Origin of the sequence: Shinella sp. NM-101, assembly GCF_021401195.1 — a bacterium.
Classification (GTDB): Bacteria; Pseudomonadota; Alphaproteobacteria; order Rhizobiales; family Rhizobiaceae; genus Shinella.
The window spans coordinates 154,116-166,752 of record NZ_JACBFT010000010.1; the positions used below are offsets into that span (position 1 = coordinate 154,116).

The 12,637-nt window shown below is 65.0% G+C and carries 10 protein-coding genes; 7 read left to right on the forward strand and 3 right to left on the reverse strand.

The features are described from left to right. Positions 1-64 precede the first annotated feature (64 nt). The 3 genes from L0976_RS19125 (at position 65) to L0976_RS19135 (ending at position 6,143) form a co-directional block, all read left to right on the forward strand. On the forward strand, positions 65-907 hold the full coding sequence (locus tag L0976_RS19125) for a universal stress protein (protein WP_203318727.1): 843 nt from the start codon (positions 65-67) through the stop codon (positions 905-907). Positions 908-1,019: 112 nt separating this feature from the next. Continuing rightward, the gene (gene gpt / locus L0976_RS19130; RefSeq protein ID WP_203318726.1) at positions 1,020-1,517 is read left to right on the forward strand and encodes a xanthine phosphoribosyltransferase; all 498 of its coding nucleotides are present in this window, start codon (positions 1,020-1,022) and stop codon (positions 1,515-1,517) included. Between the two features lie 807 nt (positions 1,518-2,324). After that, positions 2,325-6,143 (forward strand): vitamin B12-dependent ribonucleotide reductase, encoded by a 3,819-nt coding sequence (locus L0976_RS19135; RefSeq protein WP_234188860.1) that lies wholly within the window; start codon positions 2,325-2,327, stop codon positions 6,141-6,143. 59 nt (positions 6,144-6,202) lie between these two features. Here L0976_RS19135 and L0976_RS19140 read toward each other — a convergent pair whose 3' ends face one another. Further along, positions 6,203-6,661, reverse strand: a complete 459-nt coding sequence (locus L0976_RS19140; protein ID WP_234188861.1) for a hypothetical protein — start codon at positions 6,659-6,661, stop codon at positions 6,203-6,205. Between the two features lie 292 nt (positions 6,662-6,953). On the opposite strand from L0976_RS19140, the gene L0976_RS19145 reads away from it, so the two are divergent. The 4 genes from L0976_RS19145 (at position 6,954) to L0976_RS19160 (ending at position 9,590) form a co-directional block, all read left to right on the forward strand. Further along, positions 6,954-7,946: an endonuclease/exonuclease/phosphatase family protein gene (locus tag L0976_RS19145; protein WP_234188862.1), complete on the forward strand. Its 993-nt coding sequence runs from the start codon at positions 6,954-6,956 to the stop codon at positions 7,944-7,946. 59 nt (positions 7,947-8,005) lie between these two features. Further along, on the forward strand, positions 8,006-8,176 hold the full coding sequence (locus L0976_RS19150; protein WP_203318723.1) for a hypothetical protein: 171 nt from the start codon (positions 8,006-8,008) through the stop codon (positions 8,174-8,176). A gap of 9 nt (positions 8,177-8,185) precedes the next feature. Continuing rightward, on the forward strand, positions 8,186-8,821 hold the full coding sequence (locus L0976_RS19155; protein ID WP_234188863.1) for an alpha/beta family hydrolase: 636 nt from the start codon (positions 8,186-8,188) through the stop codon (positions 8,819-8,821). Between the two features lie 454 nt (positions 8,822-9,275). Further along, positions 9,276-9,590 carry a DUF1883 domain-containing protein gene (locus L0976_RS19160; RefSeq protein WP_234188864.1) on the forward strand — a complete coding sequence of 105 codons (315 nt, stop codon included), beginning with the start codon at positions 9,276-9,278 and terminating at the stop codon, positions 9,588-9,590. Positions 9,591-9,722: 132 nt separating this feature from the next. On the opposite strand, the gene L0976_RS19165 is transcribed toward L0976_RS19160, so the two are convergent. Together L0976_RS19165 and L0976_RS19170 are read right to left on the reverse strand one after the other, a co-directional pair. Beyond that, positions 9,723-11,039, reverse strand: a complete 1,317-nt coding sequence (locus L0976_RS19165) for a replication-associated recombination protein A (protein ID WP_234188866.1) — start codon at positions 11,037-11,039, stop codon at positions 9,723-9,725. Continuing rightward, complete coding sequence (locus tag L0976_RS19170) at positions 11,036-12,400, reverse strand: DegQ family serine endoprotease (protein WP_233290794.1); 1,365 nt, start codon at positions 12,398-12,400, stop codon at positions 11,036-11,038. Before L0976_RS19170 ends, L0976_RS19165 begins: the two co-directional genes overlap by 4 nt. Between the last annotated feature and the right edge of the window lie 237 nt (positions 12,401-12,637).

Below are 12,637 nucleotides of genomic sequence, written 5' to 3' on the forward strand. Positions count from 1 at the left end.
TCGGGATCAAGGTTTGCGCGGCACGGCAGGCGCAGGCTCGCCTTAACGAAGACAGGAGGCCGATATGAGCTACAAGACCATCGTGGCGGTGCTGAGCGCCACCGAGGACACCGGCAAGGTGACGGAGCATGCGCTTGCGCTCGCGCGCCGCACGGGCGGGCACGTCATCGGCATTCACGCGGAATCCCCGGTCGTCGTCACGCTGATCGCGCCCATGGAATATCCCGATCCGAACGCGGTTCTCGACCTCCAGGAGCGGGCGCAGCGCCAGTCGCGCGAGGTCGAGCAGGCCTTCCGGTCGCGCTGCGAACGCGACGACATCTCCTATGAATGGCGCCTCTTCACCGGCACCGCCGGCTATGCGTCGGCCGGGGTCATCGACAGCGCCCGCGGCGCCGACATCGTCATTGCCGGCCAGTTCGACCCGGACCTCGACGGCCCGGCGCGCGAGGACATCGAGGACCTGCTCTACGAGAGCGGCCGCCCGGTCTATCTCGTCTCCAACGCGCCGGCCGGCCCCGCGCCGATCGAGCGCGTGCTGCTCGGCTGGAACGGCTCACGGGAATCGGCCCGCGCCGCCTTCGACGCCCTGCCCTTCCTCACCGGCGCGAAGGAGGTGGAAATCTTCACGGTCGACCCGCCGGAAACCGCCATGCAGTCGCGCGACCTCTGCGGGGCGGAGCTCGCCGCGACCCTTGCGCGGCACGGCATCAAGACCACCGTCGCCTCCGGCACGTCCGGCAGCCATTCGGTGGCCGAGACGCTGAACCGCCGCGCGACGGAAATCGATGCCGGCCTCATCGTCATGGGCGCCTACAGCCATTCGCGGCTGCGCCAGCGCCTCTTCGGCGGCGTCACCAGCGCCATGATGCGCGATGCCCGCGTGCCGGTGCTGATGTCGCGCTGAAGCGGACTTGCCTGTGGATCGCCCGGCCCCTGCGGCCGGGCGACGATTTCCTTGGCCGGCGAACTGCATTAGAGAGAAGGAATCTGCTTTTTCCGCCTATCAGGAGCCCGTCATGTCGCTGCCCGACAAAGCCTTCCCCGTATCCTGGGACCAGTTCCACCGCGACGCGCGCGCGCTCGCCTGGCGGCTGGCGGACGGCGACCGCGAATGGAAGGCGATCGTCTGCATCACCCGCGGCGGCCTCGTTCCGGCGGCCGTCATCTCGCGCGAGCTCAACATCCGCCTGATCGAGACGGTCTGCGTCGCCTCGTATCACGACTATGTCTCGCAGGGCGAGATGCATGTCCTCAAGGGCATATCGCCGGAGCTCACCCAGCAGGGCGGCGAAGGCATCCTCATCGTCGACGACCTCACCGATACCGGCAAGACGGCCGCGCAGGTCCGCGCCATGCTGCCCAAGGCGCATTTCGCCGCCGTCTATGCCAAGCCGAAGGGCCGGCCGCTGGTCGATACCTTCGTTACCGAGGTCAGCCAGGACACCTGGATCTATTTCCCCTGGGACATGGGCTTCACCTACCAGGAGCCGATCGCCAAGGGCGCGCGCGGCTGACAGGCCGCCCCGGCTGGAAACCACGCGAGGTTTCGCGCTACATCCCCTTGATATGGCGTTTTTCCGGACCGGCGGAGGTTTCTTCGCCGGTCCGGCCGTGTTGCTATTCCTGCAGTTTTCCCGGCTGACACGACCGCAGGCGCCTTCCGGTCCGGGATCCCATGACCGGCGCGATCGATCCTGACGTAACGGGAGAGAATCACTTTATCCACGGATCACAACCCGGCGAGGCTGGCTATTCCCCGATGTCGGGGCATCGAAAATCCCTGTCTTTTCACCTGTAATTTTTTCCGCTTTTCCACAGACAAGCTTGTCGCCGGTTCATGTTTTGCCCTGAACCCGCTGATTTTTCAGGACTTGCGCGATGTCCCCATTTTCCACAGCATGGACCCACTAGATATGGGGTTCAAACTTCATTCACAAACCAGCCCTTGACGGGAATCGGCCTGATGAGGTTAATGAAGCCCAAGTTGCGGCGGCGACGGACCGTATTGTTACGAGGTCGGTTCCCATCACGAAATCGCGTTTCCTGCATATGTGGCGGGCGGATGATCCGCTTGCCGCAAGGATGTTTCTGCGTCTGATTTTTGATGCGCCCCAGCGGCCATTGGGTCTGGAATAAAGAAACTGTTAATACTATATTTAGTGTTTGCAGCCAAACTCGACACAAGATACAGGACATCCGAGATCGATCGGGTTTCCCACAAGCACAGGAAGATCGGGGCTGGCTGCAAGGGCATTGCGGCCGGACGGGGATAATTGCGCCCTGTTTTCATGGCAGGATGCGGCAGAAGAGGACAAGGCAAGATGCGCATAGAACGTCGTTTCACCAAACCCGGCCAGTCGGCCTATGCGGAGATCGAGTTCCGCAAGGCCACCAGCGAGATCAAGAATCCGGACGGCTCCATCGTCTTCCGGCTCGCGGATATCGACGTGCCGGCCCAGTTCTCCCAGGTCGCCGCCGACATCCTCGCGCAGAAATATTTCCGCAAGGCCGGCGTGCCGGCGCAGCTGAAGAAGGTGGAGGAGAACGACGTTCCCTCCTTCCTGTGGCGCTCCGTGCCGGATACTGAAGCCTTGAAGGCGCTCCCCGAGGGTGAGCGCTTCGGTTCGGAAACCGACGCCCGCCAGGTCTTCGACCGCCTCGCCGGCACCTGGACCTACTGGGGCTGGAAGGGCAAGTATTTCGCCTCCGAGGAAGATGCTGCCGCCTTCAAGGACGAACTCGCCTACATGCTCGCCACGCAGCGCGTCGCCCCGAACTCGCCGCAGTGGTTCAACACGGGCCTGCACTGGGCCTATGGCATCGACGGTCCCGGCCAGGGCCATTTCTATGTCGACCCCTTCACCGGCAAGCTGACCAAATCCAAGTCGGCCTACGAGCATCCCCAGCCGCATGCCTGCTTCATCCAGTCCGTCGAGGACGACCTCGTCAACGAGAACGGCATCATGGACCTGTGGGTGCGTGAAGCGCGCCTCTTCAAATACGGCTCCGGCACCGGCTCCAACTTCTCGCACCTGCGCGGCGAAGGCGAAAAGCTTTCGGGCGGCGGACGCTCCTCCGGCCTGATGAGCTTCCTGAAGATCGGCGACCGCGCGGCCGGCGCCATCAAGTCGGGCGGCACGACGCGCCGCGCGGCCAAGATGGTCGTGGTCGACATCGACCATCCGGATATCGAGGACTACATCAACTGGAAGGTCAAGGAAGAGCAGAAGGTGGCGGCGCTCGTCACCGGCTCGAAGATCGTCGCCGGCCACCTCAAGGCCATCATGAAGGCCTGCATCAATTGCTCGGCCGAGGGCGAGCGCTGCTACGACCCCGCCGAGAACCCGGCCCTCAAGCGCGAGATCCGCGCCGCCAAGAAGAGCCAGGTTCCGGAAAACTACATCAAGCGCGTCATCCAGTTCGCCAGGCAGGGCTACAAGGACATCGAGTTCAAGACCTACGACACGGACTGGGATTCGGAAGCCTATCTCACCGTCTCCGGCCAGAACTCCAACAACTCCGTCTCGCTGAAGGACGACTTCCTGCGCGCCGTGGAGAATGACGGCACCTGGAACCTCACCGCCCGCAAGGACGGCAAGGTCATGAAGACGCTGAAGGCGCGCGACCTCTGGGAGCAGATATCCCACGCCGCCTGGGCTTCGGCCGATCCGGGCCTGCACTTCAACACGACGATGAACGACTGGCACACCTGCCCGGCGGCTGGCCCTATCCGCGCGTCGAACCCGTGCTCGGAATACATGTTCCTTGACGACACGGCCTGCAACCTCGCCTCGCTGAACCTTCTCCAGTTCAAGGACGCGGCGACGAAGAAGATCAACATCGCCGACTACGAACACGCCGTGCGCCTGTGGACCATCGTGCTCGAAGTCTCGGTCATGATGGCGCAGTTCCCCTCGCGCCAGATCGCCGAACTCTCCTACGAGTACCGCACGCTCGGCCTCGGCTACGCCAATATCGGCGGCCTGCTGATGTCCTCCGGCATCCCGTACGACTCGGCCGAAGGCCGCGCCATCGCCGGTGCGCTGACCGCCATCATGACGGGCGTCGCCTATGCAACCTCGGCCGAGATGGCCGGCGAACTCGGCCCCTTCCCGAACTTCGCGCCGAACCGCGACAACATGCTGCGCGTCATGCGCAACCATCGCCGCGCCGCCTATGGCGAAGCGGCCGGCTATGAGGCGCTGTCGGTCAACCCGGTTCCGCTCGTCCATGCCGATTGCACGGACGAGGCGCTCGTGGCCCATGCCGTCGCGGCCTGGGACAAGGCCGTCGAGCTTGGCGAGAAGCACGGCTACCGCAACGCCCAGACGACCGTCATCGCGCCGACCGGCACGATCGGCCTCGTCATGGACTGCGACACGACCGGCATCGAGCCCGACTTCGCCCTGGTGAAGTTCAAGAAGCTCGCCGGCGGCGGCTACTTCAAGATCATCAACCGCGCCGTGCCGGAAGCGCTGCGCACGCTCGGCTATTCGGAAGCCCAGATCGCCGAGATCGAGGCCTATGCGGTCGGCCACGGCAACATGAACCAGGCACCGGGCGTCAATCCCGGCTCGCTGAAGGCCAAAGGCTTCACCGACGAGAAGATCGAAGCCGTCAATGCCGGCCTCAAGTCGGCCTTCGACATCAAGTTCGCTTTCAACCAGTGGACGCTCGGCGCCGACTTCCTGAAGGAAGTGCTGAAGGTCTCGGACGAGCAGCTTTCCGACATATCCTTCAACCTCCTGGAGCATGTCGGCTTCACGAAGAAGGAGATCGAGGCCGCCAACATCCATGTCTGCGGCGCGATGACGCTGGAAGGCGCGCCCTTCCTCAAGGCCGAGCACCTGCCGGTCTTCGACTGCGCCAATCCCTGCGGCAAGATCGGCAAGCGCTACCTTTCGGTCGAAAGCCACATCCGCATGATGGCGGCCGCCCAGCCGTTCATCTCGGGCGCCATCTCCAAGACGATCAACATGCCGAACGAGGCGACCGTCGAGGACTGCAAGAACGCCTACATGCTTTCCTGGAAGCTCGCGCTGAAGGCCAATGCCCTCTACCGCGACGGCTCCAAGCTCTCGCAGCCGCTCAATTCCTCGCTGATCGAGGACGAGGAGGACGAGGACGATGCCGTCGAGGCGCTGGTCGCCGCGCCTGCCGCCGCCCAGGCCGTGCAGGTCACGGAGAAGATCGTCGAGCGGATCGTCGAGCGCCTGGTGCGCGACCGCGAGAAGCTGCCGAACCGCCGCCAGGGCTACACCCAGAAGGCCGTCATCGGCGGGCACAAGGTCTACCTGCGCACCGGCGAATTCGGCGACGGCCGCCTCGGCGAGATCTTCATCGACATGCACAAGGAAGGCGCCGCCTTCCGTGCGATGATGAACAACTTCGCCATCGCCATCTCGCTGGGTCTCCAGTACGGCGTGCCGCTTGAGGAATATGTGGAGGCCTTCACCTTCACCAAGTTCGAGCCGGCCGGCATGGTCATCGGCAACGACGCGATCAAGAACGCCACGTCGATCCTCGACTACGTCTTCCGCGAGCTTGCCGTCTCCTATCTCGGCCGCCACGACCTTGCCCATGTCGACACGTCCGACTTCGGCAACACGGCGCTCGGCAAGGGCATCCAGGAAGGCAAGACGAACCTGATCTCGACCGGCTGGACGCGCGGCCACAAGCCGACCCTCGTCCAGGGCGGCCAGAGCGAGCGCCCGCTTTCCGAGCCGAAGGGCGCCGCCACCGCCGCTCCCGCCAAGGCAGCCTCGACCGGCAACGTCACTTCCTTCGCCGGCAACGCCGCCCGCAAGCTGGAACCGGCAATCGCCGCCGCCACGTCCGAAATCGTCGCCTTCAAGCGCGACTATGAGGAACGCGCAGCCGAGCTTGCCAAGGAGATCGCGGACGAAACCGTCGAGGAGGCTGCTCCCGAAGGCGTGACCGCCCTCTTCTCCGACAAGGCCGCCGCCGAAGCCGCCAGCGCCAAGGCCGACGCCAAGAAGCTGGAAGCCGAACGCCGCATGCGCTCCATCGCGCAGGGCTACACGGGCAACATGTGCTCCGAGTGCCAGAACTTCACAATGGTGCGCAACGGCACCTGCGAGAAGTGCGACACCTGCGGCGCAACGAGCGGCTGCAGCTGAGCCTGCACCGATTGACCCGACAAACGAAAACCCGGGGAGCGATCCCCGGGTTTTCCGTTTCAACGTGCCAGCTCGAACTGGATTTCGATCTTCTGATAGGAAGACCCCGGCCCGTGCCAGCAGTGATAGACCTCCCTGCTCTGCCCGGAAAAGACGTGGCGCGACATTTCGATCTCCGCGACCAGTGGCGCATAGCCTTGCGTGAAGAGCGTGCGCAGCGAGCCCTGATGCAGTCGCGAGGCGACGATGGTCGGCGGGACATGGCATAGCTCCAGCGGTCCGTCATAGCCTTCCGGCTCCACCACCGGCCGGCACATCTGCCAGTCGAACGGCGTCTTGCCATCCTTCGGCAGGCCCTCCGCGATGAAAGTCCATGGCCAGGCAACAAGGAGCCCGGCCGCCTCGATCACCCTGTCGATGACCGGCGCGCATTCGGCCGCCGCGTGCTTCACCTGGGGAATTGTGAGGCGGCGCGCCATCCGCAGCACCCACATGTCCGGCGTCTCGATGATGTTCATGGCCTGCTCCTTTGCGGGAGCAGACCTATGACTACAATCATTTGCGGGCAATCTGACGATTGGAAAGTCATGCCAAATCGAGACGCTGCGAAGGGCAAGAGGGGAATTCTATTTCACACCCCACGACATGCTCTCGCTTGCTTGAAAAAGACCTGCGCAATCTTCCTGCCCTGCAGCGCCCTTCTTTCCAAGCCCGCAATGCATTGCAGCATCGGCATGCGCGCGGTACATGCAAACCTCCCGTTACGGGAATCGACCTGACCCGAATCCCGCGATGCAGAAGGAACAGTCGATGCCGATAGAACGCCGCCGGGGACCGGTTGCCCTTGCCTACCGCGTCCTCGTCCTGCCGGGCGTCATTGCCTACCTTTTCGCCGTCAGCGTGGTCGTGCTTGCCGCCGACCGGTTCTGGCTCGTCGATCTCCTCACCTTTGCCTGGCCCTATGTGGTGACCGCCGGTGCCTTCTTCCTCGTCGGCGCCCTCGTGACGCGTCGTCTGAAGGCGATCGCGATCGCGCTTCTCGGCGTCGCCGTCGCGCTCATTCCCGCCTTCGACGTGCCGACCGCCCGCTCCTTCGGCCCCGGCAGCGGGCTGAAGGTGCTCACCGCCAATCTCTACGTCGATAACGAGAAGGACCCCGCCGTCTTCATCGACATCCTGCGCCGGGAAAAGCCCGACATCGTCGTGCTGCAGGAAACGACGGCGACGTGGGAACAGGCGCTGTCCGCCTCCGGGCTCTATCCCCACGAAAGCAGCGCCGAAAGCCGCGCGCGCGACGACCTCAAGGTCTTCTCCAGGCTGCCGATCCGCGCGGAAACCGAGCTGAAGCGCGCCTTCACCGAGGAATATGCCTACAAGCAGCCCCTGCGGCTGGAACTGGCGCTGAACGGCAAGCCGCTCTTCCTCTATGCCTTCCATCCCGAAACGCCGCGCCGGCCGTGGAAGTGGCGCGATCGCAACGCCTATCTTTCCGCCGCCGCCGACGCGGTGAAGGGCGATCTCGAAACGGCGCCGGTCATCGTCGCGGGGGACTGGAACACGCCCACCTGGTCACCCTTCTTCCGCAACTTTCTCCGGCAGGCGGGCCTTGCTTCCACGGCCGGCGGCTGGCTGCAGCCGGTGACCCGCTTCAGCATGAAGCTCGACAGGCTCGCCTATATCGGCGCCTCGATCGACCATATCGTCGTGTCGCCGGACATCGCGGTGCTGGCCCGGCACGTCGGCCCTGCCTTCGGCTCGAACCACCTTCCCGTCATCGCCGAACTTTCCGTGCCGGAGAGCTGAGCCCTCGCCCTCGGGCAAAAACACGCTATCTTAGGAAACAGGATACCGAGGAGACGACCATGGCGACGGAAAAGGACAGCCCCAAGGCATCGCTGGAGAAGGAGCAGGCCCGGCAGAAGGAAAAGAGCCGCAAGGCCGAGCAGGACGACTATCTGGAAGAGGCGCTGGAGGAGACCTTCCCGGCCAGCGACCCGATCGCGCCCGGCGACGTCAAGGACCATGCGAAGTAGGACGGCCGCATGAGCCTGCCCTTCCTCTTCACCGGCCCCGCGGGCGCCCCCGTCACCGTGCTCCTTGCCCATGGCAGCGGCGCGCCGATGGATTCGCCGTCGATGAATGCGGCCTCTCTGGCGCTTGCGGCCGAGGGCTTGCGCGTCGCCCGATTCGAGTTCGCCTACATGGCCGCCCGCCGCACGCAGGGCAGCCGCAGGCCGCCGCCGAAGGCCGAGACGCTGAACCCGGAATTTTGCGCCACCGTCGCCGAGCTCCGCGCGAGCGGCAGGCTCGTCATCGGCGGCAAATCGATGGGCGGGCGCGTCGCCAGCATGGTGGCGGACGGGCTTTACGCCGAAGGGCGCATCGCCGGCCTCCTCTGCCTCGGCTATCCTTTCCACCCGCCGGAAAAGCCGGCCCAACTGCGCACCGCGCACCTGATGACGCTCAAGGTGCCGACGCTGATCTGCCAGGGCACGCGCGATCCCTTCGGCACAAGCGACGAGGTGCCGGCCTATGGCCTGCCGGCGCGCATCGACTTCCTCTGGCTCGAGGACGGCGACCATGACCTCAAGCCGCGCAAGACCATTTCCGGCTTCTCCGCCGCCGACCACCTTGCCACGATGGCCAAGAGGGTGAAGGCCTGGACGGACACGCTCTGAGTTGTTCGGCGTGAAAACGCGCGCCAATGCAGCCCATGCGACATTTCCCCCCTGATGGCTCCTGCCCTCCGCCCGAAACGCATCCACGTCTGCCATTGAGCGACCCTCATACACGACAGGCGGCGAGGCCCGGCCAGCAGGCGCGTTCATGGGCGCGGCGACACTGGATGCATCTCTCCGCATCCGGGCTTCGGCCTTTGCGGAGATTTCATCCACCAATTAGCCGGCGTTTGCGAGCGTGGAAGATCCGCGTTGCAATGATGGCTCTTTGACATCGACATTCTCATCCGATGCGCCTGCGATTTTGAATCAAGTCGCTGCGGAATTGAATCCGCTTTCCAAGGCAACCAATTGAATGTGCGTCACTATTATCAAGCAACCATATCGTCAGCGGGAAGGGAACGTTAACCGGCACATGTGATCATGCCGGCACATGAGACGACCCGGGCAATCCATGGCGCACAGCTTTTCCTATACGCATTACGACCTCGACATGCAGCGCGGCGGCACAATGATCGAGATCACGCTCTCGGCCGTCGCCAATGTGCGCCTGATGAGCCACGGCAATTTCGACCTCTTCAGGAACGCCCGCCAGCACACGTTTCTCGGCGGCGTCGCCAAGCAGTCTCCGATCCGGCTGAAGATACCGAAAAGCGGTCACTGGCATGTCGTGGTGGACATGGAGGGTCATGCCGGAAAGGCGGAATCCTCGATCAGGCTGGTGCCGCAGGCGCCGCGGAAGCCGGTGCCGCACTTCAGCGCGGCCTAGGGTCGATCGACATTCAGTTCCGGCTGAGCCGAAAATGGTGCTTTTCCGGGATCGGGAGGGCAGCGTACGTTCGGTACGTGAGCACTGGAAGCCGGGAAAACTATCGTTTGCAGGGCTGAAGGTCGATCGGTCCTAGCCGTTCCCGCCCTTCTCGCGGCGCAGCTTCGCCCACCATTCCAGCCGCTTGCGCAGTTCCCGCTCGAAGCCGCGTTCCGGCGGATCGTAGAAGGTGCGGCGGCCCATCTTTTCGGGGAAATAGTCCTGGCCGGAAAAGGCCTCCGGCTCGTCATGGTCGTAGCGGTAGCCTTCGCCATAGCCCTCGCCCTTCATCAGCTTGGTCGGGGCGTTGAGGATATGCTTGGGCGGCAGCAGGGAGCCGTTTTCCTTCGCCGCCCGCATGGCGGACTTGTAGGCGGTGTAGACGGCGTTGGATTTCGGGGCGGTGGCGATATAGACGCAAGCCTGCGCCAGCGCCAGCTCGCCTTCCGGCGAGCCGAGGAAATCGTAGGCATCCTTGGCGGCGTTGCAGACGACGAGCGCCTGCGGATCGGCAAGGCCGATATCCTCCACCGCCATGCGCACCATGCGGCGGCAGAGGAACAGCGGGTCCTCGCCGGCGTCCAGCATGCGGGTGAGATAGTAGAGCGCCGCATCGGGGTCCGAGCCGCGCACGGCCTTGTGCAGGGCGGAGATGAGGTTGTAGTGGCCGTCCTGCGACTTGTCGTAGACCGGCGCGCGGCGCTGGACGATGCGGAAGAGATCGTCCTGGCCGAAGGCTTCGCCCGAGCGTGCGGCACGCCACACCTCCTCGGCCAGCGTCAGCACCGCCCGCCCGTCGCCGTCGGCCATGCGCAGCAGCGAGGCGCGCGCCTCCTCGTCGAGCGGCAAGGGCTTTTCCTCGATGGCTTCGGCGCGCTTCAGAAGCTCCTCCAGGCTTTGCTCGTCATGCGGCTTGAAGGTCAGCACGCGGGCGCGCGAGAGAAGAGCGGCATTGAGCTCGAAGGACGGGTTCTCCGTCGTGGCGCCGACGAGCACGATCGTGCCGTCCTCCATGACGGGCAGGAAGCTGTCCTGCTGGGCGCGGTTGAAGCGATGGATCTCGTCGACGAAGAGCAGGGTCTGGCGGCCGCCCATGCGGCGCAGGCGCGCGGCCTCGAAGACCTTCTTGAGGTCGGCGACGCCGGAGAAGATCGCCGAGATCTGCTCGAAGGCAAGGCCGGCCTCGCCGGACAGCAGCCGCGCCACCGTGGTCTTGCCGGTGCCGGGCGGGCCCCAGAAGATCATCGAGCCGAGCGAGCCCGCCTCGATCATGCGCGAGAGCACGCCGTCCGGACCGGTCAGGTGCTCCTGGCCGGAGACCTCGCCCAGCGTGCGGGGGCGCAGGCGGTCGGCCAGGGGCCGCTTTGCCGCCATCTCCTCCGGTTCACGCGGGGCGAAGAGGTCACTCATCGGAAGAACTGGCGGATGCGCTGGCCGTCGCGCTCGATCTCGACGCGCCAGATGGAGGGGTCCTCGTTCACGAGCGCGGCGAGCTTCTCGCTCGTTGTCACCGGCGTGCCGTTCAGCTCAACGACGATGTCGCGCGGCTGGAGGCCGATGCGGGCGGCCGGCGAGCCGCGGTTGACCTCGGTGACGACGACGCCGGTCGTCGTCTTGTTGGTCGGCATGCGCAGCTCTTCCGCGACGCGCGGCGAGAGGTTGGCGACAACGGCGCCGGAGAAGGGATTGCGGCCCTCGATCAGCCGCTCGTCGCGCGGCGTCGTCTCGGGCGCACGGTCGAGGGAAAGCGTCAGCTCCTGTTCCTTGCCGTCGGCGATGACGGTGATGCGCGCCGTGCCGCCGATGCCGACGGTGGTGAGGCGATAGCCGAGCGCATCGGGATGCTCGACCTGGATGCCGTTGACGGCGGTGACGACCTGCCCGGCCTTCATGCCGGCTTTTTCCGCCGGGCTGCCGGGCTGGACCTGCGAGACGAGCGCGCCGCGGGCGCGTTCAAGCCCGAGGGCTTCCGCGACCTCGGAGGTCACCGCGTCGAAGGTCGCGCCGACAAAGGGGCGGTCGAAGGTGGCGTTGCCGTTCTCGGCGCTGGCGACGAAAGTCTTCACGAGATTGGCCGGAATGGCGAAGCCGACGCCGTTCGAACCGCCGCCGCGCGAGAAGATGGCGGTGTTGATGCCGATCAGCTCGCCGTTCATGTTGATGAGGCCGCCGCCGGAATTGCCGGGGTTGATGGATGCGTCCGTCTGGATGAAGAAGCCGAAATCACCCGAGCGCACCTGGTTGCGGGCAAGCGCCGAGACGATGCCGCTCGTCACCGTCTGGCCGACGCCGAACGGGTTGCCGATAGCCAGCACGAGGTCGCCGACCTGGACGGCATCGCTGTCGCCGAGCGGCAGGGTGGCGAAATCGGCATCCGACTTGATCTTCAGCACGGCGAGGTCGACGCGCTCGTCCTTGAGCACGACGGTGCTTTCGAATTCGCGGCCGTCGGCGAGCGCCACCTTGATGTCGCTGGCGCCCTCGATGACGTGGTTGTTCGTCACCACGAACCCCTTGGGGCCGACGATGACGCCCGAGCCGAGCGAGGACTGCTTCTCGCTGCGGTTCGGCATGCGCTGGCCGAAGAACTCCTCGAAGAAGGGATCGCCCTCGAAGATCGAGCGGCGCTCGACGACGCGCTCGGCATAGACGTTGACGACGGCATTCTCGACCTGCTTGACGAGCGGGGCGAAGGAGAGCTGCATCTCCGTGCGCGACTGGGGAACGGTGCGCTCCTGAGCCGTTGCGGGGGTCATGAACGCTAGCGCCATGACAACGGGGGCGGCAAGCAGGATGCGGGCATTCGGCATGGACGAGTCTCCTTCGTTTCCGCGTCACGATGAGATAGGATCTCGCAGGAAAAAAGGCAAACCGCCGCCAAGCATCTTCCGCTCGCGAAGCCTCACGCGGCGTGCACGAAAAAGTGGTCGCGGCCGCCCTGCCCGGCCGTTGAAACGACACGCCGCTCGTTTACGTAGATAGCAGGAAAAAATCCAGCAGATCGAGCC